The sequence below is a fragment of the Labrys sp. ALF-8 genome (assembly GCF_059699065.1).
The window spans coordinates 2408936-2430240 of the sequence record NZ_AP048537.1 but is presented as its reverse complement, the minus strand read 5'-3'; the positions used below and the strand labels follow the sequence as shown (position 1 = coordinate 2430240).

The following is a 21305-nucleotide window of genomic DNA, read 5'->3' as shown; positions in this document are numbered from 1 at the left end:
GTGATGCCGGTTTTCAGCCGATTATCCGCTTTCGGAAACAGGGCATGCTCCGGTCATCCCAAGGCGCAAGAGCGCCGAAACCGAAGGAGAGACACAATGTCTGAGCACAGCAACAAGGTCGCCATCGTCACCGGCGCTTCACGTGGTATCGGCGCGGCGATCGCCGAACGTCTTGGCAAGGATGGCTTCACCGTCGTCGTCAACTATTCCGGTAACGCGGCGGCGGCCGAAGACGTGGCCCGCAAGATCGAACAGGCAGGGGGGAGAGCCGTCACCGCCCAGGCCGATGTGGCCGATGCGGAGGCCGTGCGCCGCATGTTCGATTCCGCCGAAACTGCCTTCGGCGGCGTCGACGTGCTGGTCAACAATGCCGGCATCATGATGCTGTCGCCGCTCGCCGGCGCAGACGACGCCAATTTCGACCGCCAGGTCAGCGTCAACCTGAAGGGCACCTTCAACACGCTGCGCGAGGCGGCCAGGCGGCTGCGCAACGGCGGGCGCGTCATCAACTTCTCGACCACCGTCGTCGGGCTGAAGCTCGAGAGCTACGGCGTCTATGCTGCGACGAAGGCCGCCGTGGAAACTCTCACCGCCATCATGGCCAAGGAGATGCGCGGCCGCGGCATCACGGTCAACGCCGTGGCTCCCGGCCCCACCGCGACCGACCTCTTTCTCCATGGCAAATCCGACGAGTTGATCGAGCAACTGGCGAAGATGGCTCCCCTGGAACGCCTGGGAACGCCGTCCGACATCGCCGCCGCCGTCTCCTTCCTCGCCGGCCCGGACGGCGGCTGGATCAACGGACAGACGCTGCGCGCCAATGGCGGCGTGATCTGACGCCGAAGTCGCGATGGCGGACAGCCGCCATCGCTCCCCCTGCATCATCCCCGCCCATGGAAGGAACGGAACCATGAACAAGCAAGTCATCGTCATCACCGGCGCTTCGAGCGGTTTCGGCGCCCTCACCGCCCGCGCCCTCGCCAAGGCCGGCCACACCGTCTATGCCGGCATCCGCGCCACACAGACCCGCAACACCAAAGCCGTCGCCGAAGCGGCGGGCTTCGCGCGGGAGAACAGCGCCGACCTGCGCACGGTCGAACTCGATGTCGCCGACGCCGCCTCGGTCGAGGCCGGCATCGCCGGCATCATCGCAGAGGAGGGACGCCTGGACGCCGTCGTCCACAATGCCGGCCACATGTCCTTCGGACCGGCGGAGGCCTTCACGCCCGAACAATTCGCCGAACTCTACGACATCAACGTGCTCTCGACCCAGCGCGTCAACAGAGCGGTCCTTCCCCATATGCGCAAGGCCGGGAAGGGCCTCGTTGTCTGGGTGTCGTCGTCGAGCACCCGAGGCGGCACGCCGCCCTATCTGTCGCCCTATTTCGCCGCCAAGGCGGCGATGGATTCACTCGCCGTCTCCTACGCCAGCGAACTGACCCGCTGGGGGATCGAGACCGCGATCATCGTACCCGGAGCCTTCACCAAGGGCACCAATCACTTCGCGCATTCCGGCTCGCCGGCCGACACCGCCCGCGCGTCCGAATACAATGACGGCCCCTACAAAGGCGTGCCCGAACAGGCCCTGAAGGGTCTTGCATCGCTCGAACCCGCCGATGCCGACGCCGGGGACGTCGCCGTCGCGATCGTCAGGGTGGTTGGCATGCCCTTCGGCAGCCGCCCCTTCCGCACCCATGTCGATCCGTCCCAGGACGGGGCTGAGATCGTCAACGGCGTCGCCGACCGCGTGCGAGCCGAGATGTTCCGCCGCATCGGCCTCGAGGATCTGCTCAAGCCGACGATCAGGCCATGACCGCGGGGTGCCCGGTACGGCCGGCTCGCGCCTCGGGCACCCTCGCCTCTCCCACAACGATCCCGCACGGTCCTGACCGGTCGAGCGCGCACTTTTCCGGGCAGCGACATACAACCCTCAGTCTACCTTGACATTTGTCTATCACTACCCGAATATTGTCAAAGTCGATGAACCGAGCTGGCCTCGGATGTCGATCGACCCTGCCGGCCAAGGCAGCGGTCCATAATCGGGAGAGGAAACGTGGAGCATCTGCTTGAGGTAGAGGGGCTGAAGAAGTCCTTCGGCGGCGTCGCCGCCCTGCGGGATGGCCGTCTGCGACTGCGCGCCGGTTCCGTGCATGCCCTGTGCGGCGGCAACGGTGCGGGCAAATCCACCTTCCTGAAGATCCTGATGGGCATACACCGGCGCGACGCGGGCTCGATCCGTCGTCGCGGCCAGGAAGTCCACTTCTCGACGCCGGCGGAAGCCCTTGCCTCCGGCATCGCCATCATCGAGCAGGAACTGAGCCCCGTGCCGCACATGACGGCGGCCGAGAACATCTTCCTCGGGCGTGAGCCGTCGGCACGTTTCGGCGGCATCGATTTCGGCGCGATGAACCGTCAGGCCCAGGCGCTCTTCGACCAGCTCGGCTTCAACATCCGCGCCAGCCAATACATGATGAACCTCTCGGTGGCGCAGATGCAGCTCGTGGAGATCGCCAAGGCGCTCAGCCACGACGCCGAGGTGATCTTCATGGATGAGCCGACCTCCGCCATCGGCGAGAAGGAGGCTCAGCACCTCTTCTCGGCCATTGAACGACTGAAGGCCGCCGGCAAGGGAATCGTCTATGTCTCCCACCGGCTCTCGGAGATCTTCCAGATCGCCGATTCCTACACCGTCTTCAGGGATGGCGGCTATGTGGACAGCGGCGAACTCGCCAGCGTCACCCGCCCGCAGTTGATCAGCATGATCGTCGGGCGTGAACTCGGCGAGGAATATGTCAAGACCAACGTGCCGAGCCAGACCGTCGGCTTCGGCGTATCGGGCCTGACCATACCGGGCAGGATCGAGGATATCTCCTTCTCCGTCCGCCAGGGGGAAATCCTCGGCATCTACGGCCTGATGGGCTCCGGACGCACCGAGATCTTCGATTGCCTCTTCGGCCTCAGGAAACCCAGCGCCGGCACGATCACCCTTGCGGGCCGGCCGCTTGCGATCACCCGGCCGGCCGACGCCATGCGCGAGGGCATCGCGCTCGTGACCGAGGACCGCAAGCTCACGGGGCTCAATCTCATCGACAGCGTGCGCAACAACATTTGCCTCGCCAGCCTGCCGGAACTCAGCCCCGGGTTCACCATGCAGCGCCGGCGCGAGCAGTCAGCCTCTACCGAGATGATCGAGCGCTTCGGCATCAAGGCAGCGCGGGACACCATGCCCGTCTCTTATCTCTCGGGCGGCAACCAGCAGAAGGTCGTGCTCGGCAAATGGTTCCTGCGGGAGCCGAAGGTGCTGCTCCTGGATGAGCCCACGCGCGGCGTGGACGTCGGTGCCAAGCGCGAGATCTATCGCATCATCTGCGACTTCGCCGCCCAGGGCGGGACCGTCGTGATGATCTCGTCCGAAATCGATGAGGTTCTCGGCATGTCCGACCGGATCCTGGTGATGCGGCAGGGACGCTCGGCAGGAACCTATCGCCGGGAGGAAACCGACGCCCAGTCGCTGGTGCACCTGTCCACTTGAGCCACGGCACAACAGAGCGTCATCAGGCATAGAAGAGGAAATCCGCGTGTCCGCCAACGAGAATCCTTCCACGGGCAGCTGGTTCAGCACGGATCGCCGCCGGCTGCTCCTGCAGGAATACGGCATATTCATCGCCTTCCTGCTGTTGGCCCTGATCCTGTCACTGTCCAACGAGTACTTTCTGACCGCAGGCAACATCTCGAACGTGCTGCTGCAGACCGCCATAAACGGTGTCCTCGCCATCGGCATGACCTTCGTGATCCTGACGCGCGGCATCGATCTGTCGGTCGGTTCCGTGGTGGCGCTCACGGGCATCGTCAGCGCCAGCCTTGCCACCAGTTCGGCGACCGCCGGCCTGCCAGGGGCGCCGTACCCGTTCTACCTGGCCCTGGCCGCCGGTCTCCTGGTGGGTATCGCCTGCGGCGCGGTCGTCGGCGTCATCGTCTCGCGTTTCTCGGTTCCGGCCTTCGTCGCGACGCTGGGCATGCTTTCGGCGGCGCGCGGCCTTACCCTGATCTATGGCGGGGGGCGGCCGGTGCCGGCGCTGACTCCCGAATATCGGTGGATCGGCACGGGCAACCTGTTCGGCCTTCCCATGCCCGTCGTCCTGCTCGCGGTCGTGTTCATCATATCCTGGTGGGTACTGAACCGTACCCGCTTCGGCCGCTACATTTACGCAGTGGGCGGCAATCCGCACGCCGCCAAGACCTCGGGCATCGACGTCACCCGTATCCGGTTCATCGTCTACGTCATTTCAGGCGGGCTGTCGGGCCTGGCGGGGATGATGCTGGCCGCTCGCACGGGCTCGGCGCTGCCGCAGGCCGGCATCGCCTACGAACTCGATGCGATCGCAGCCGTCGTGATCGGCGGCACCAGCCTCTCCGGCGGCGTCGGGCGCATCACCGGCACGCTGATCGGCGCGCTGATCATCGGCGTGATGAACAACGGCCTCGATCTGATGGGCATCCAATCCTACTACCAGCAGGTTCTCAAGGGCGCCCTCATCGTCGGCGCCGTGATGCTGGACCGGAAGCGCAACCAGGGCGAGTGAAGCCCTCCCCAAAATCCGGCATCCACGCCGCGATCCGATCCGTATGCCGCAATGGCATCGGCGTTCCAAGAGGAGACGACCATGAGGAAACTGCTTTTCGCCCTGGCAGCCGCCACGGCGCTGCTGATGACGCCTGCGCTGGCGCAGGACAAGAAGATCAAGATCGGTGCGGCCCCCTACGGCCTCAACGCCGAGTTCATGCAGATCTGGACGGCCGCGCTGAAGGATCACCCCGCGGTCAAGAGCGGCGAGGTCGAATTGACCGTGTTCGACGGGCGCTACGACGCCCTCGTGCAGCAGGAACAGTTCAACACCATGATCACGCAGAAATTCGACGCGATCATCTTCGTGCCCATCGACATCGAGGCCGGAGCGACCGCCGTGCAGGCCGCGCATGATGCGAACATTCCCGTGATCGGCTCCAATACCCGCGTTCATTCCGACCTGCTGTCGGCCTATGTCGGCTCCGATGACACGATCTCCGGCTATCTCGAAGCCAAGAGCGTGCTCGACAAGATCGGCTGCAAGGGCAACGTGGTGATCATCGAAGGCCCGATCGGCCAATCCGCGCAGATCTCGCGCCTCGAAGGCAACAAGAAGGCGCTGGCGGAATGCCCGAACGTGAAGGTCCTGGAGGACCAGACCGCCAACTGGTCGCGTGCCGAGGCACAGACACTGATGGAGAACTGGCTCACCGCCCACCCCGGCCAGATCAACGGCGTCATCGGCCAGAATGACGAGATGGCGCTGGGTGCCATCGAGGCGATCAAGGCCGCCAAGCTCAACGTCAAGGACTTCGCCATCGCCGGCATCGACGGCGTCACCGACGCCCTCAACGCGGTCAAGCAGGGCACCATGACCTCGATCCTGCAGGATGCACGAGCCCAGGCGCAGGGCGCGATGGATCTCGCGATCTCCCAGGCCAAGAAGGGCAACTACAAGCCCGAGTCCGACATCTGGGCCGAGTATCCGAGCATGCCGTACAACAACGGCACCAGCAAGGAATACAATGTGCCGTGGACCCCGGTCACGGCCGAGAACGTCGACAAGCTCCTCGCTGCCCGCAGCAAGTAATACCCTCAACGGCACGGGGCGGATGGTCCGCCCCGTGCTCTCCCGCCAGGACCACGCGACATGACCGATACTCCGCAGATCGACCTGACCTTTCCGCTCGCCGGCAAGGCCGCCCTCGTGACGGGTGCCGCCTCCGGCATCGGCGCAGCCATTGCAAGCGCCTTCGCCGCCAAGGGAGCCAGAGTGGCGGTTCTCGACATCAATGCCGAGCTCGCCGATGCGAAAGCCGGCGAACTCGGCGGCGGTGCACGCGCATTCGTCTGCGACGTCACCGATCCCGCCTCCGTTCAGGCGGCGGTCGAGGGAGCCAAATCCGCCTTCGGCGGCATCGACATCGCCGTCAACAGCGCGGGCGTGGTGTTCCTGGCGCCGGCCGAGGACCTCCCCCTCGACTACTGGACCCGTACGATCGACATCAACCTGAAGGGGAGCTTCCTCGTTACGCAGGCCGTCGGCCGGGCGATGATCGCGAGGGGCAAGGGTGGCAAGATCATCAACCTGGCTTCCCAGGCCGGCACCGTCGCCATCGAGGAGCATGTCGCATACTGCGCCTCGAAGTTCGGGGTCATCGGCATGTCCAAGACCTTTGCCGCCGAATGGGGCAAGCATGGAATCACCGTCAACACGCTCTCCCCCACGATCGTGCTCACCGAACTCGGCAAGAAGGCGTGGGCGGGCGAGAAGGGCGATGCCGCGCGCAAGCGTATCCCGGCCGGCCGCTTTGCCTTCCCGGAAGAGATCGCGGCAGCCGCCGTATTCCTCTCTTCCGCCGGTGCGGACATGATCAATGGCGCCGATCTGCTGATCGACGGCGGCTACACGATCCTCTGAGCCCCGCGCCCAGAAACCTCAAGGAGACACTATGCAGCGGTTCGTCAACAACCCCGACGAGGTCGTGGAAGATACGGTGAAGGGCTTCGTCAAGGCGCATTCGGATATCGTTCGCCTTGCCGACAACCCGCGCGTCGTCGCGGCCAGGAATGCACCCATCGCCGGCAAGGTCGGCGTCGTCACGGGCGGCGGCTCAGGCCACGAGCCAGCCTTCATCGGCTATGCCGGCGAGAATATGCTCGATGCCGTCGCCGTCGGCGAACTCTTTTCGTCACCCACCGCCAAGAGCTTCTACGATGCCTTCCGCGAGGCGAACGGCGGCAAGGGAGTCGTATGTCTCTACGGCAACTATGCCGGCGACAACATGAACGTGAAGATGGCGGTCAAACTCGCAGCCAAGGACGGCATCGACGTGGCAACCGTGGTCGCCAATGACGATGTCTGCTCGGCACCGCCCACGGAACGCGAGAAGCGGCGCGGCGTGGCGGGCGAGATCTTCATGTGGAAGGTCGGTGCGGCGAAGGCGGCGGGCGGCGGCAGCCTCGAAGAGGTCCGTGCAACGGCGCAGAAGGCGATCGACAATTGCCGCTCGATCGGCGTGGGGCTGGGGCCTTGCACGCTTCCCGCGGTCGGCCATCCGAACTTCCAGATCGAGCCGGGAACGATGGAGGTTGGCATCGGCCATCATGGCGAGCCGGGCGTGCGGGTCGAGCCGCTCAAGACCGCCCAGGAAGTGGCGAAGGACATGTCGAAGCTCGTCCTCGACGACCATGATCTTTCCGCTGGCACGGAAGTCGCCGTCCTCGTCTCCGGGCTGGGCGCGACACCCCTCAACGAGCTCTATATCCTGAACGACACCATCGAGCAGGAGATCACGGCCCGAGGCCTGAAGATCCACAGGACCTATATCGGCAATTACTTCACATCGCTCGACATGATCGGCGCGACCCTGACCGTGATGGCTCTCGACGAGGAACTCAAGGCGCTTCTCGACCTCAATGTACGCTGCACCATGCAGTTCTGACGGAGAAAACGAAGCATGCAGTCATTCACCAACGCATCGGCTGGAGCGATCGTTCTCTCTCTCGCCGACCGGATCATCGAAAACCGCGCCTACCTCAGCGAGATAGACGGCAAGATCGGAGACGGCGACCACGGCGTCAACATGGCGAAGGGCTTCGGCATGGCCGCCGACCGCCTGAAGGGCAGGGAGACGTCGCTCAGCGAGGCCCTCGACACCCTCGGGACCGTTCTCATGACGGAAATCGGCGGCTCGATGGGCCCCCTCTACGGGGTGATGTTCACGGAGTTCGCCGAGAAGCTCGACGGGGTGACGGCCATCGACGCGGCAACCTACAGCAGGATGCTCCATGCCGGGCTCGAGGGCATCCAGGCGATCGGCTCCGCGAAGGTGGGCGACAAGACGTTGCTCGACACCTTCGTCCCGGCCGTCGACACCTTCGATGCGGCCGTCTCCGAAGGCAAGTCCTTCGGCGAGGCGCTCGACGCACTCGTTCCAGCCGCCGAGGCGGGGCGCGACTCCACCCGCGACCTCGTTGCAAAGATCGGCCGCGCCAGCCGTCTCGGCGAGCGATCGCTGGGGGTACTGGATGCCGGCGCGACCTCCTGCGCCATCATCCTCAAGGAGCTCTCCCTCGGTGCCCGCGCCCGCCTCGTCTAGAGGGGCACGAGTTGAGAGCAGGTCTCGTCGGCGATCCCTCCCTATCGCCGGCTTTGCCGAGACCCGCTCTGCCGGACCGCGCTTTTCTTGCAGCGCGGTCCGCGCCGACCTTTAAAAGGAGTTGCAAACGCGCGGCACTCCTCCCAGTTTGCCGAAAAATGGGAAAACTGCCTACCTTCATGGAAATAAACGAATCCTCGCCGCAGAAAAATGGAACAGGCCGCGCCCGCACGACGGACGGGACGGATGGCATCCCCCTTCGCTATGGCGACGATCCCTATGTGTGGGCCTGCTGGCTCTATTACGAAGAAGGCAGGACCCAGGGCGACATCGCGAATATCATGGGTATCTCGCGCGCCACGGTGAACAGTTACCTGGCCGATGCGCGCACGCGCGGAATCGTGAATATCTCGCTCGAGCCCGCCCGGTTGAGCTCGCTGACCATCGCGCAGGAACTGAAGCGGCATTTCGGCCTGTACGATTGCCTTGTGGTCCCAAGCGACGACAGCTCGCGGTCGCTGATAGAGCGCCTCGGCGCGGCGGGAGCGCGAGCCCTCAACCGCCTCCTGAAGTCCGGCGATACGATGGCCGTCGCCTGGGGGCGGACGGTTCTCGCGATCGCCGAGCAGGCCTCCGTGCCGGGGCTGCAGGACGTCACGATCGTGCAGGCGACCGGCGGCACACGCGCCGATTTCGCCTATACGCCCGAGCTCTGCGCCGCGGCGCTGGCCCGCGCCGTCAACGGAAAGCTCATCAACCTGACGGCGCCGGCAATCGTCTCGAATGCGGATGTCCGCGACATGCTCCTCCACGAGCCGTTGATCGACAGCCAGTTCGAAGTCCTTGCCAAGGCGAACAAGGCTCTCTTCGGCATTTCCTCGCTGCGCCCGAACTCGACCATCCATACCAGCGGCTTCTTCGAATCCGTGTCGCTGCAGCAATATCTCGCCAAGGATGCCGTGGGCGTCGTCGCCGGCCGCTTCATCGACGGCTGGGGTGCGCCGGTCCCAGGCCCGCTCGACGACCGCACCATCGGCATATCGCTCGACATGCTCAGGAAGATCGGGACTCGGATTGCGATTTCAGGTGGTTTCGACAAGGTGCCCGCGATCCTGGCGGCTCTCCGGGGCGGCTATGTGAACGTCCTCATCACCGACGCGGCAACCGGCTGGGGCATCCTCAACGCGGAAGGCGTGACCCAGATCGAGCATAAATCATCGCCGCGTTCGGGAGCCGACGGGGCGACGGCGCCCCCCACCGCCTACCGCACGCTCGTCAAGAAGTTCCTGAACGCCCCCGATGACGTCGTCGACGAAATGCTCGACGGCGCGGTCAGGGCCCATGCCACCTACATCCAGCCGATAAGGGACTCCAACCGCGCGCTGATCGCCCGCAGCGGCCCACGGCCCGGCAAGGTGGGGCTCGTCATCGGGGGCGGCACGGGGCACGAGCCCTGTTTCCTCGGCTATGTCGGCAAGGGTCTCGCCGATGCCGTCGCAATCGGGAATGTCTTCTCTTCCCCTCCCCCCGCCCCCATCCTGCAATGCGCCAGAGCCGCCTCGGGTGGAGAGGGCGTCCTCTTCGTCTACGGAAACTACGCCGGCGACGTGATGAACTTCGAAATGGCGGCCGAGATGGCCCAGGAAGAGAAGATCGACGTGCGAACCGTCCTGACCACGGACGACATCGCCTCCTCCTCCCTGGAGGATCGCGAGGGCCGGCGCGGCGTTGCCGGCAACTTCTTCATCTTCAAGATCGCGGGCGCGGCGTGTGACCGGGGCCTCTCGCTCGACGCCTGCGAGGCGGTGACCCGCAAGGCCAATGCGAGAACCTTTACGATGGGTGTCGCGCTGGAGCCGTGTTCCCTCCCCCAGACGCGGCGCCATAATTTTGAAATGGGTCCGGACGATATCGAGTTCGGCATGGGCATTCACGGCGAGCGTGGCGTCACGCGCGAGAAAATGATGACGGCCGACGAGATCACCGACAGGGTCATGGATCGCGTGTTTTCGGAAATGAAGCCGGCCCAGGGGGATCGGGTTGCCGTGCTGGTCAATTCCTTCGGAGCGACGCCCCTGATGGAGCTCTATATTCTGTTCCGGCGCGTCGAGCAGAGATTGAGAGCAAAAGGTATCGAGATAGAGGCAAACTGGATCGGGCATTACTGCACGTCGCTCGACATGGCAGGCGCGTCGATTTCCGTGCTCCATCTCGATCCGGAATTGTCGGAATTGCTGCATCACCCCTGCGACACCGCCGCCTTGCGGGTCGTCTGATACAAAAATCATGGTCACGACACCAAACGTGAAGTCCTGCTGAATTGGAGGGACCCCTATGCCGGACAATGCAGCGCTTCATCTAAGCAGGATGTTCCACCTCATAGCGGTGGCGATCGTCGCTGAGAAGGATCGCCTGACGACGTTGGATGGAGCGATCGGCGACGCGGACCACGGCATCACGATGGCTCTCGGCTTCTCCGCGGTCAACGGAGAGCTGGCCAAGCTCGACCTCAGGAGCAAGACTGCCTCGGACGTCTTTACCGTCGCCGCCTCGGCCTTCCTTGACGCTGTCGGCGCATCGACGGGACCGCTCTATGCCACTGCATTCCGCAGGGCCGCTCTGGCGATGAAGCAGGACGGAAGCCTCTCGCGCGAGGGACAGGCGACGATGATCGAGGCCATAATGCTCGGGATCAGGGAACGCGGCAAGGCCCAGCGTGGGGACAAGACCATGCTCGATGCCTGGATACCCGCCGCCGAGGCCGCGGCCTCGGCGCGAGCGGCGCAGGCCGATACCGCGCAGATGTGGACGGGAATCGTGGAGGCAGCAGAGAACGGCGCCTATTCCACCCGATCCATGGTAGCCGCCCGTGGAAGAGCGGCGCGGCTCGGCGAACGCTCCCTGGGACATATCGATCCCGGCGCGGCCTCGGCCGTCGTCATCCTGCGTGCGATGCGCGAGACTTTCACGTCGGCCGATCGCTCCTGACGCCGAGACTTCGCGCGTGAATGCGCGATGCCCGGAGCGCCCTGCGCCACATACCGCGGACGATGCGTATCACGGTTCTTTGTGCAGAGTTTGTTGACGGGCTGTGCCATAGAATGGGTGCGTCGCCGATTCGCGCGATGGCCCTTTCTGATCGATTTCTCGCGGCGCCGCCGCAAGCTAATTGCAGAACGCCTCGACTGGAGAACTGGTCCGGTGCGATTGAGATCTGCCCTTCAAGACATCATCAACATCCTCGGCCTTTTCGCCGTCGTGATCGCCATTTCAGCCTCGCCATCAACCGCGGCAGGGCAATCGCCAGGCATTCCCGCCTGGCTGGCCGCCCGTGTCGGCGAAGGCGCGGGCCAGATCGCGCAGCCGGTCCTTATGCGGGCGCGCGCGCTCTATATGCAGAAGCTGAGCGCCGGCGCGGTCCGGAACCCCTGCTACTTCGCCATGGATGCCACACGTCCCAACAATCCGAGCGGGACGGGAGGCGGCCGGTTCTATATCATCTGCGAGTCCGAGCGGTCGTTTCGCGCGATCGCCGCCGGCCACGGCGGCGGACGCAACCTGCCGGGCATGGCCAACTATGCCAATGGCCGGGAGTGCGCGAAGAATTTCGGCAATGCCATGGATTCGGAACTGACGACGGGCGGCGCCTATGTGACGGCCGAGGCGAAAACCTCATTCAAGGGCTATTATCGCGTGTCCGCGCGCCAGGACGCTGCCTTCCTTCGCACGTTCATCCAGTTTGACGGCGTTGGCGAGACCGCGAACGCCCGGCAGCGCGAGATCGGCGGACATGCAGCCGCGGCGCTGAAGGGCGTGTGCCTCCGGAAGGATCCAAGCAGCCCCTATGCGAATCCGGACGGTTATGTCCCGTTCGGCACCCTGGTCGACTATAGCGGCGGGCGCAGCAACGGCTGCACGAGTTGGTCGCCCGCGGATATCCGTCAGATCCTCGCCATGGTGAAGGACGATCCAACCACATTGTACATCTATCCTGCCGCCGCCGACGTCGATGCCGTCGCGCGGGCCGTGGCCGCCGGCCAGTCGCCATCCCGCGCGGGCCTGTATTGGAACGCGTCCTGCCTCCGGGCGATCGGCGCTCCGAGATATTGGCCGAGAGGTGTCCTCGAGCCGATGATCGCACAGTACAAGAGAGACCATCCGGCGCCGCCGCCGCGGCCGACGCCGATCTGCGCCGGGCAGTAGGGCCTTCCCGCCGAGTTGCACGCTGCCCAAGGCGAACACCGTTCCTTGGCCGCGCAGCTTGGCCGGCTCTCGCCGGGGGCTACTTCGCCGAATTCAGGCAGTTGGTCGGCAATGGGGGATTGCCCAGCCAGATCTCGAAGGTATTGGGGCGGGAATCCTGCGCCCCGCTCCAGCTCGTGGAGAGATCCTTGGTGGTGAGCTGCAGGCCCACCGTCGAAAAGAGTTCCGTGAGCGATTCGGCCCGCTTGCGGTCGCTGACCTTGAAGAAGCGTAGCTCGTTCGTCTCGCCGGACCACTTGGCCAGGATCACGGACGGGAAGGTGATGCCGGCCTTGTCGCTGTCCTTCAGTTCATCCAGCAGAATCCCCGGGCATGGGCGCTGGGTATCGTTGAGGACATGCACGAAGATGCGGCTGGGCAGGCGTGCCGTCGCCTCTTCATATGCCTCTTTTACCGAACCATTGGCGAGCGAGGCCTTCTGGATGGCGTTCTCCAGCAGCGGCAACAGGTCGCGGTCGGAAGACGAGTTGGCGTAGTCGAGCTGGGCGGTGATGAACTCCACCGGCACCTTGTCGTTCTTGAGCAGGTATTCGAACATGGCGATGCCGTATTTGCGCTTCTCCGGCGCCGCGTCGGTCATCATGTCGATCATGGTGCGCAGGTCGGACAGATTCTGCTGCCAGCGCGTGTAGTACCATCCGATGCCCGCCACTGTGAGCGGAATCAGGGCAGTCGATACCAGTTGGGGCAGGATTTCGCGCCAGGGGCGAGGCAGGGACATGAAGGCTCTCAAAAAGCGAATCGCCCGCCACTATGCCCGCTGGAGAAGGGAGCGCCAATTCCGTCGAACCGGCGCTTTCCTCCTTCGAGCCGCCGATCAGACCACGCTGAGCCGGACGTCGAGATTCTTGCGCGTGGCTTCCGAATAGGGGCAGACGATGTGGGCCCTGGCGACGAGGTCCTCCGCCTTTGCCTTCTCGACGCCCGGCAGGGATACGGCCAGCGCCACGTCGAGACTGAAGCCCGTGCCATCGTCGCGAGGACCGATGCCGACCGTGGTCGTCACCGTGGCATCGGCCGGCAGCGCGACCTTCTCCTTGCCGGCCACGAAGCGCAGGGCGCCCATGAAGCAGGCGGCGTAGCCGGTGGCGAAGAGCTGCTCGGGGTTGGTCCCGGGGCTGCCGGAACCGCCGAGTTCCTTCGGCAGCGACAAGGTGACGGACAGGTTGCCGTCAAGAGTGCCGGAATGGCCTCCGTCCCTGCCATGGGCATCGGACCGGGCGGCCGTGGTGTAAAGGACTTTCATCGAAACCTCCTTGAGGATAGGACGCGTTTAGTATCGCATACGTTTATATCGTATGCGATCTTTATTTTTGCACAGAAAAGATTGCAAAAATGGTTTCACGACTCTGTCGCATGCGATAAGTTTATAACGATATGGAAAGGTTGGCATTTTGTTCGATGATGCCGATCTGTCCCGCAAGGAGGTCGTGATGGAATCCGCTCCGTTGCTGCTGGAAAACCAGCTTTGCTTCGCGCTCTATGCTGCCAACAACGCCTTTGGCCGCTCCTACAAACCCCTGCTCGACCCGCTCGGGCTGACCTATCCCCAGTATCTCGTCATGCTTTGCCTGTGGGAGAGGGACGGCCTCAAGGTCGGCGAGATCGGGACCCGGCTTTTCCTGGAGACGAACACTCTCACGCCATTGCTGAAGCGTTTGGAGTCAGCGGGCCTCGTCAGGCGCCAGCGCGATAGCAAGGATGAGCGCCAGGTTCGCATCAGCCTCACCGCCGCCGGCCGCGCGTTGCGTGAAAAGGCCGTTGCGGTGCCGGCGCAGATCGGCGCCGCAACCGGGCTCGAAGGCGGTCAGGCAACTTCGCTGAAGGACTGGCTCGACTGGCTGCGTGAAGCCCTCGACGCCAATCACAAGAAGGTGGAGAAGGCGTAGGGCGTCCACCTTCCGGTGCCGACCGAATTCGGCAAGCCGAGTGCCGATGCATGCGCCATTCCTCGTACCATGGCGCCGATGCATGCGGTTCCGGGGCTATGCCGCCTTCTTCCACACAAGTATCGCCGCCGCGAGATCCTCCAGCGCACTGCCGATGGACTTGAACAGGGTGACGGCTTCTGCCGCGCCGCGGCCCTTGTGACGGCCATGGGCGAGATCGGCCAGCGTGGCGCCGACGTCGTCCGGCCCGATCAGGCCAGCCTGGATGGCGACGGCGATGTCGCCGCCCTCCGTCAAGGCGCTCGGCGTGTCGATGAAGATTTCGGCGCGGCGCAGGGCTTCGTCGTCGGCCTCCCGCATCTGGAGGTTGAAGGCCCCTACCAGATCGAGATGCGTCCCAGGCCTGAGCCAGTCCCCCCGGACCAGGGGAAGATTCGAGAGCGTGGCGCAGGAAACGATGTCCGCGCCGCGCACCGCCTTTTCGAGGTCGGGCTCGTAGCGTACCTGCACGCCTTCGCGGGACAATTCCGCCGCGACATGCCCCGCTCGCTCGGCCCGGTGGTTCCAGATGGTCACTTCGCGGATCGGCCGCTGGCTGGCATGCGCACGGATGAGAAATGGGGCGAGGGCACCGGCGCCCACCATGGCAAGGGTCGTGGCATCATCGCGAGCAAGGTAGAAGGCGGCGAGCGCGGAGGCAGCCGCCGTACGCCAATGCGTGAGCCTGGTGCCGTCGATCGCCGCCAACGGCGCGCCCGTTTCCCCGGACATAAGCACATAGGTGCCGAGCACGGCCGGCAGGCCGCGAGCACCGTTTGCCGGGAAGACGTTGACGAGCTTGGTGCCGAGGAAGGCGCCGGGACCGGGAGCGTTACCCGTCCAGGAAGGCATGATCAGGCCCGTTGCGGCGCCGGCACCATGTCCGATTTCGAGATGCTGGCGCGGCGGCGTGACGAAATCGGAAGCAAAGGCTTCCCGCAGCGCCTCGACCAGTTCGGGAAAGGTCAGCAGGGCATCGATCTCATCGGCCGTAATGACGCGCATGGGGGCTCCGGATGGTTGTGCCGATGGAACGAGGAGGCGCCACGGCGTAAAAGCAGGGCGACGCCCCACCCTGCCGGGATCGGGTCTCTTCGCCGGGGCTCAGAAAGGCACGCTGGAGGGCAGCATCGCCTGGCCCTCGCGCGTCTCGCTCGCATTGGCCTGGCTGCGCAGGCGGTCGATCTCGCCGCGATGGCGCTCGACCTCAACCTGCGCCACCCGGGCAGCGCGGCGGAAACGGCCTTGCTTGAGCCAGACCGTTATGCCGCCGAGAATCATGCCGACGAGCAGGACCCCGAACAGCACCAGGAACATCGGCAGGTGAATCGTCGTTTCGACCGCGCCCGGCCTGGTGGGATCGTAGGACAGGTCCACGCCCTGGGCGATCCACTGCTTGTTGGCCAGTGCAAAGGCCGCGACCACCAGCAGGGCCACGACCAGGATGAGATAATAGAAAGCGCGCTTCATGGCCTGCTACCGCTTCGGCTGTAGGGCGAGGGGACGCCGCTCATACCTTGGCCGGGGTCTTGTTCAACCTCAGCCGCATGTCCTTCCCGGTCTTGAAAAAAGGCACGAATTTCTCGTCCACCGGCACATGGGCTCCCGTACGTGGATTGCGGCCGATGCGGGCCGGACGGGCCTTTACCGAGAACGCACCAAAGCCGCGCAGTTCCACCCTGTCGCCCTTGGCCATCGCACCGGCGATCTCGTCGAGAATGGCATTCACGATATTCTCGATGTCGCGCTGATAGAGATGCGGATTGGCCTCCGCGATTTTCAGAACCAGTTCGGATTTGATCATTCTTGTTCCCGCCAGTCGCCGGCCTTGTTGAAGTCTTGTTGCTCAGCCCGAATCGCGCCGGGGCTTCTCGATGCACTGGCACGCTCTCTAGACCCGGCTGATGACAGTTCAGAGATTGTCCCGACAGACCGTAAGACATCGATTTCTCAAGGGTGCCAAACCGAGACAAGCCCGTCAAGCGCGCCAGGCTGGGTTTCCGGAGCGGCCCGGATTACCTCCGCGAGCGACTTCAGGCCCACGCTGTCGGCGAGCCAGGCTGCGCCAGCCTTGGCAAAGGGGAAGGAGGAACTCACCGACGGCTTGTCCCAGTCCTCCACCGGCAGGTCCTTGGCGACCGACTTGCTGGTGTTCAGCCAGGCAATGGCGGTGCTCTCGTCACCCATCTCGTCGATCAGCTTGAGGTCCAGCGCCTGCTTGCCGGTGAAGATGCGCCCGTCCGAGACGGCGGCAAGGCCGGCGTCGTCATATTTGCGGCGCTCCCTCACCAGATCCTTGAACCAGCCATAGGTGTCGTTGACCACGGAAGCCAGGGCAGCCCGTGCTTCCGGACTGGTGGGTGTCATTCCATCCGGGGCAGCCTTGAGCGGGGAAGACTTCACCGATTCGACGCTGACGCCGATGGTGTCGAGAAGCTTGGAAACGTTGGGGTATTGAACCAGCACGCCGATCGACCCGACCAGCGAGGAGCGGCGCGCCACGATATGATCCGTCCCGATCGCCGCCATATAGGCCGCCGAAGCGCCCAATCCATCGATCACGGCTACGGTCGGCTTCTTGCCGGAGAGCTTGCGCAGGCCGTCATAGAGCGCCTCGCCGCCAGAGGTGGTGCCCCCGGGCGAGTTGATTTCGACGATCACTCCGGCCGCGGGCGAGGCGGCCACCTGGTCGAACAGCTTGAGATTGGCCGCTTGGTCGCCGACGAAACCCTCGAGCTTGATGCGGGCGATGTGAGGCGTGCGGTGCTGCAGCGCGCTGGAACCGATGAGGGCGAGGTAGGCCACGATCAGGGCGAATGCGAGGAAAAGGAAGGCAAGCACACGCCAGACGGAAAGCTTGCGGCGCAGTTGGCGCCTGTCGACCAGGAGGTCAGTCTCAACGGACATCGGCAATACCTTTAGGGTAGATCGCCGCGAAACTAGCCGAGTGAGCGGGGAGCGGCAAGCGCGCGAGCAGCGCGGCGGCAGGTCCGGAATGTCATTGCATTGCCGGGCGGTTCACGGTCTCCGGGATTGCGGGCCGGAAATCGAAGATCCGGACCTGCGCGGGCTTCAGACCGAATGCAGATTTAACTCACACCAGCATCACGAATTTCAGGTCCGGCCTCGTGGTCGGGTTGAGGGTGATCTGCCGCAATTCCAGGAAGCCCCGCTCGGGGTGATTGAAGCGCCTCGCCCCGCCTTCGCGACCCACCACGCTGTGGATGGGCCAGGCCTCGGCGAAAAAGGGGCTGGTTGCGATGAGGTTCTGCACCAGGGCCTGCATTGCCGGCTCCTCGAGGTGATGCCCGTAGTCGGTGCGGAACTCTGCGATCACACGCCGGGCCCGGCCTTCCCAACCGTCGATTAGCCGCTGCGCCGCCGGGTTGAGGAAGATGAAATTGAGCAGGTTGCGATCATTGTCGCCGTCCAGCCATCCCGAGAACAGGCTTGCCGCCGCCTTGTTCCAGCCGAGCGCTTTCCAGAGGTGATCGAGGACATAGGCCGGCGCGGTGATCGCATCGAGAGCCGCCAGCAGCCCGGAAGGTGCCGCCGGCTCGGCCTCGGCGCTTGCCTGCGGGTCCCGCTTTCCGGCAAGGTCGAAGAGGTAGGCGCGTTCGGCGGGCGTGAATTTCAGCACATTGGCGAGCCGCCCCAGCGCGTGGGCGGACAAGGATATGTCGCGCCCCTGCTCCAGCCATGTATACCATGTCGTGGAGAGGCCGCCGAGCTGGGCGACTTCCTCGCGCCGCAATCCCGGCGTACGCCGCCTTGAGCCGCCCTGCAGGCCGAACAGGCCGGGCGACAGGCGGGCTCGCTGGGAGCGCAGGAATTCTCCCAGCTGCTGGCGGCGGGCCTGGTCGGATTCGGAAGTCATGGCAGCTTTCATACCAGGATAAAATTGAAACTGGTACCAGTGTAAATCCGAATTTAGAGCCATTCCAGTCTCATCGCTCTCTCGAGCGACCGACCGACCCAAGAAACCCAAGGAGAGTGTCATGGCCCGCTCGGCCAATCTGGAAACCCTGGTTACCAATCAGTTCGGCTCACAGGCCTCGGCCTATGTGGCGAGCGCCGTGCATGCGCAGGGCGAGGATCTTCGGGCGATGCAAGGCGAGGTTCAGGCTCGCCGCCCTTCCGCCGTGCTGGATCTGGGGTGCGGCGGCGGCCATGTCAGTTTCGCCGCCTCCCCCTTCACCGGCAGCGTCACGGCCTATGACCTCTCGGCCGACATGCTGGCGGCGGTATCCGCCGAAGCGGTCAAACGCGGCCTGTCCAACATCGTCACGCAGCAGGGTTCGGCCGAGCGCCTGCCCTTCACCGACGCCAGCTTCGACATGGTGATGAGCCGCTACAGCGCCCATCACTGGGGTGACGTGCCCACGGCCCTGCGCGAGGCCTTCCGCGTCGCCAGGCCCGGAGCCGCCCTGGTCTTCGCCGATATCGTCGCACCCACGGCGGTGGTGAACGACACCTTCCTGCAGAGCTTCGAGATGCTGCGCGATCCCTCCCACGTGCGCGACTACTCGGTGGCCGAATGGCAGGGCATGATCGCAGGGGCCGGTTTCACCGGCATCGAGACCAGGACATGGCGCCTGCGTATCGACTTCGCCTCCTGGATCGCCCGCATGCGCACCCCGCCTGTGTTCGTCGAGGCGATCCGTGCCCTGCAGGCGGCGATGTCGGAGGAGGTGCGGGCCTATTTCGAGATCGAGGAGGACGGCTCCTACACCTTCGATACGGCGGTGTTCGTGGCGAAGAGGCCGGGTTGAGAGGACGGTTGCTTCGGGTTTTTCCAGGCACAGCTCTTTTTGCGGGTTGTTGCTATTCCGGGTGCACGGGCATCCTGCCCGTTCTTGAACTGCGGTCCTCGTAGAAAAGCAGGACCGGGCAGGATGCCCGTGCACCCGGGCCATTGCCGCCGCACCCCCAGTTGTGATATTGCGGCGCAAAATCCGAACAACCATCACGCAAGAGCGCCGGCCGGAAGCGGTCAGCCGGCGCAGGAACCCGGTTTAACCATGCAACTTCGCAATATCGCCATCATCGCGCACGTCGACCATGGCAAGACAACCCTCGTCGACCAGCTGCTGCGCCAGTCGGGCGCCTTCCGCGACAACCAGCGCGTCGCCGAACGCGTGATGGATTCGAACGACCTCGAAAAGGAACGCGGCATCACCATCCTCGCCAAGGCCACTTCGGTGGTCTGGAAGGATACCCGCATCAACATCGTCGACACCCCCGGCCACGCCGATTTCGGCGGTGAAGTCGAGCGTATCCTCAACATGGTGGACGGTGCCATCGTGCTGGTGGACGCCGCCGAAGGGCCGATGCCGCAGACCAAGTTCGTGGTCGCCAAGGCCCTCAAGATCGGCCTCAAGCCGATCGTCGCCATCAACAAGGTGGACAAGCCGGACGCTCGCACCACCGAGGTGATCAATGAGGTATTCGACCTCTTCGCAGCACTCGACGCCACCGATGAACAGCTCGACTTCCCGATCCTCTACGGTTCGGGCAAGCAGGGCTGGATGGGCGCCTCCCCGGAGTCCGACCAGACCGCCGGCATGGGGCCGTTGTTTGACCTCGTGCTCAAGCATGTCGCTCCGCCGACCGTCGAGCCCGGCCCGTTCCGTATGCTCGCCACCATCCTGGAAGCCAACCCCTATCTGGGACGCGTTCTCACCGGCCGCATCACGTCCGGCACGCTTAAGCCGAACCTCGCGATCAAGGCGCTCGCGCGCGACGGCTCAGTGATCGAGCAAGGCCGCGTCTCCAAGGTGCTCGCCTTCCGCGGCATCGAGCGCCAGCCGGTCGAGGAAGCAGAGGCCGGTGACATCGTCGCCATCGCCGGCTTGACCCAGGGCACCGTGGCCGACACCTTCTGCGCGCTCGAAGTCACCGAGCCACTGGTGGCCCAGCCGATCGACCCGCCGACCGTGTCGATGACCTTCACCGTCAACGATTCCCCACTCGCCGGCACCGAGGGCGACAAGGTGACGAGCCGCGTCATCCGCGACCGCCTCCTCAAGGAAGCGGAAGGCAATGTGGCGCTGAAGATCGAAGAATCGACCGACAAGGACTCGTTCATCGTCTCCGGCCGCGGCGAACTCCAGCTCGCCATCCTGATCGAAGTGATGCGCCGCGAGGGTTTCGAGCTCGGCGTGTCGCGTCCGCGCGTGGTGTTCCAGAAGGACGAGACCACCGGCGAGACGCTCGAGCCGATCGAGGAAGTGGTGATCGACGTCGACGAGGAATTCTCCGGCGCCGTGGTCCAGAAGATGTCCGAGCGCAAGGCCGAGATGATCGAGATGCGCCCCTCCGGCGGCAACCGCCAGCGCCTCGTCTTCCACGCCCCGACGCGTGGCCTCATCGGCTATCAGAACGAGTTGCTCACCGACACCAAGGGTACCGCCGTGCTGAACCGGCTGTTCCATGCCTATGCTCCCTACAAGGGCGAGGTAGCCGGCCGCCGCAACGGCGTGCTGATCTCCACCGATGCCGGCGAGGCCGTGGCCTATGCCTTGTGGAACCTGGAAGATCGCGGCCCGATGATGATCGAGCCCGGCTGGAAGGTCTATCAGGGCATGATCGTGGGTGAGCACACCCGCGAGAACGACCTGGAAGTGAACGTCCTCAAGGGCAAGAAGCTCACCAACGTCCGCGCCGCCGGCAAGGACGAGGCCGTGCGCCTCACCCCGCCGATCAGGATGACGCTGGAAAAGTCGATCGCCTGGATCCAGGACGACGAGCTTCTCGAGGTGACGCCGAAGTCGATCCGCCTGCGCAAGGCGATCCTTGACCCCAACGAGCGCAAGAAGGCCGAACGCTCCAAGGAAGCGGCAGCGTAAGGATCCCTTACCTTATCCGATGACGAAAGGCCGGTTGCGAGACCGGCCTTTTGCTTTTCCGGGAACCGCCGGAGCGATGGCCAGCGTCGCGACGACC

At 64.6% G+C, this 21305-nt stretch carries 21 protein-coding genes; 14 read left to right on the top strand and 7 right to left on the bottom strand.

Features of this window, described 5'->3' with window-relative positions:
- Positions 1-96: 96 nt before the first annotated feature.
- The 11 genes from AC6H34_RS11210 (at position 97) to AC6H34_RS11160 (ending at position 12372) form a co-directional block, all read left to right on the top strand.
- Complete coding sequence (locus tag AC6H34_RS11210) at positions 97-837, top strand: SDR family oxidoreductase (RefSeq protein WP_497538859.1); 741 nt, start codon at positions 97-99, stop codon at positions 835-837.
- Between the two features lie 73 nt (positions 838-910).
- A complete protein-coding gene (locus AC6H34_RS11205) occupies positions 911-1813 on the top strand; it encodes an SDR family oxidoreductase (protein ID WP_497538858.1) in 903 nt (300 codons plus the stop codon).
- A 240-nt stretch (positions 1814-2053) separates the two neighbouring features.
- The gene (locus AC6H34_RS11200; RefSeq protein ID WP_497538857.1) at positions 2054-3532 is read left to right on the top strand and encodes a sugar ABC transporter ATP-binding protein; all 1479 of its coding nucleotides are present in this window, start codon (positions 2054-2056) and stop codon (positions 3530-3532) included.
- 46 nt (positions 3533-3578) lie between these two features.
- Positions 3579-4583, top strand: coding sequence for an ABC transporter permease (locus AC6H34_RS11195; RefSeq protein WP_448149914.1), 1005 nt, complete (start codon positions 3579-3581; stop codon positions 4581-4583).
- A gap of 81 nt (positions 4584-4664) precedes the next feature.
- Positions 4665-5657: a substrate-binding domain-containing protein gene (locus AC6H34_RS11190; RefSeq protein WP_448149915.1), complete on the top strand. Its 993-nt coding sequence runs from the start codon at positions 4665-4667 to the stop codon at positions 5655-5657.
- Positions 5658-5717: 60 nt separating this feature from the next.
- Entirely contained in the window at positions 5718-6488 is a 771-nt protein-coding gene (locus AC6H34_RS11185; protein ID WP_448149916.1) for an SDR family oxidoreductase, read from the top strand.
- A gap of 31 nt (positions 6489-6519) precedes the next feature.
- Complete coding sequence (locus tag AC6H34_RS11180; RefSeq protein ID WP_448149917.1) at positions 6520-7512, top strand: dihydroxyacetone kinase subunit DhaK; 993 nt, start codon at positions 6520-6522, stop codon at positions 7510-7512.
- 15 nt (positions 7513-7527) lie between these two features.
- The gene (gene dhaL / locus AC6H34_RS11175; RefSeq protein WP_448149918.1) at positions 7528-8169 is read left to right on the top strand and encodes a dihydroxyacetone kinase subunit DhaL; all 642 of its coding nucleotides are present in this window, start codon (positions 7528-7530) and stop codon (positions 8167-8169) included.
- A gap of 179 nt (positions 8170-8348) precedes the next feature.
- Entirely contained in the window at positions 8349-10445 is a 2097-nt protein-coding gene (locus AC6H34_RS11170; protein ID WP_448149919.1) for a bifunctional sugar-binding transcriptional regulator/dihydroxyacetone kinase subunit DhaK, read from the top strand.
- Positions 10446-10503: 58 nt separating this feature from the next.
- A complete protein-coding gene (dhaL, locus tag AC6H34_RS11165; RefSeq protein WP_497538856.1) occupies positions 10504-11157 on the top strand; it encodes a dihydroxyacetone kinase subunit DhaL in 654 nt (217 codons plus the stop codon).
- Between the two features lie 213 nt (positions 11158-11370).
- Positions 11371-12372, top strand: a complete 1002-nt coding sequence (locus AC6H34_RS11160) for a hypothetical protein (RefSeq protein ID WP_497538855.1) — start codon at positions 11371-11373, stop codon at positions 12370-12372.
- Positions 12373-12451: 79 nt separating this feature from the next.
- Here AC6H34_RS11160 and AC6H34_RS11155 read toward each other — a convergent pair whose 3' ends face one another.
- The gene (locus tag AC6H34_RS11155) at positions 12452-13153 is read right to left on the bottom strand and encodes a hypothetical protein (RefSeq protein WP_497538854.1); all 702 of its coding nucleotides are present in this window, start codon (positions 13151-13153) and stop codon (positions 12452-12454) included.
- A gap of 96 nt (positions 13154-13249) precedes the next feature.
- Entirely contained in the window at positions 13250-13678 is a 429-nt protein-coding gene (locus AC6H34_RS11150; protein ID WP_497538853.1) for an organic hydroperoxide resistance protein, read from the bottom strand.
- A 187-nt stretch (positions 13679-13865) separates the two neighbouring features.
- On the opposite strand from AC6H34_RS11150, the gene AC6H34_RS11145 reads away from it, so the two are divergent.
- Positions 13866-14321, top strand: a complete 456-nt coding sequence (locus AC6H34_RS11145; protein ID WP_448149924.1) for a MarR family winged helix-turn-helix transcriptional regulator — start codon at positions 13866-13868, stop codon at positions 14319-14321.
- 96 nt (positions 14322-14417) lie between these two features.
- Here the strand turns inward: AC6H34_RS11145 and lhpI are convergent, their stop codons facing one another.
- The 5 genes from lhpI to AC6H34_RS11120 form a co-directional block, all read right to left on the bottom strand.
- The gene (gene lhpI / locus AC6H34_RS11140; protein WP_497538852.1) at positions 14418-15365 is read right to left on the bottom strand and encodes a bifunctional Delta(1)-pyrroline-2-carboxylate/Delta(1)-piperideine-2-carboxylate reductase; all 948 of its coding nucleotides are present in this window, start codon (positions 15363-15365) and stop codon (positions 14418-14420) included.
- 99 nt (positions 15366-15464) lie between these two features.
- Positions 15465-15830 (bottom strand): LapA family protein, encoded by a 366-nt coding sequence (locus AC6H34_RS11135; protein WP_448149926.1) that lies wholly within the window; start codon positions 15828-15830, stop codon positions 15465-15467.
- A 40-nt stretch (positions 15831-15870) separates the two neighbouring features.
- Entirely contained in the window at positions 15871-16164 is a 294-nt protein-coding gene (gene ihfB / locus AC6H34_RS11130) for an integration host factor subunit beta (RefSeq protein ID WP_448149927.1), read from the bottom strand.
- Between the two features lie 146 nt (positions 16165-16310).
- Positions 16311-17267: a signal peptide peptidase SppA gene (sppA, locus tag AC6H34_RS11125; protein ID WP_497538851.1), complete on the bottom strand. Its 957-nt coding sequence runs from the start codon at positions 17265-17267 to the stop codon at positions 16311-16313.
- Positions 17268-17454: 187 nt separating this feature from the next.
- Positions 17455-18237 carry a helix-turn-helix transcriptional regulator gene (locus tag AC6H34_RS11120; protein WP_448149929.1) on the bottom strand — a complete coding sequence of 261 codons (783 nt, stop codon included), beginning with the start codon at positions 18235-18237 and terminating at the stop codon, positions 17455-17457.
- A 121-nt stretch (positions 18238-18358) separates the two neighbouring features.
- Here AC6H34_RS11120 and AC6H34_RS11115 point away from each other — a divergent pair, with 121 nt between their 5' ends.
- Positions 18359-19132: a class I SAM-dependent methyltransferase gene (locus AC6H34_RS11115; protein WP_497538850.1), complete on the top strand. Its 774-nt coding sequence runs from the start codon at positions 18359-18361 to the stop codon at positions 19130-19132.
- Between the two features lie 249 nt (positions 19133-19381).
- A complete protein-coding gene (typA, locus tag AC6H34_RS11110; protein ID WP_448149931.1) occupies positions 19382-21208 on the top strand; it encodes a translational GTPase TypA in 1827 nt (608 codons plus the stop codon).
- Positions 21209-21305 lie beyond the last annotated feature (97 nt).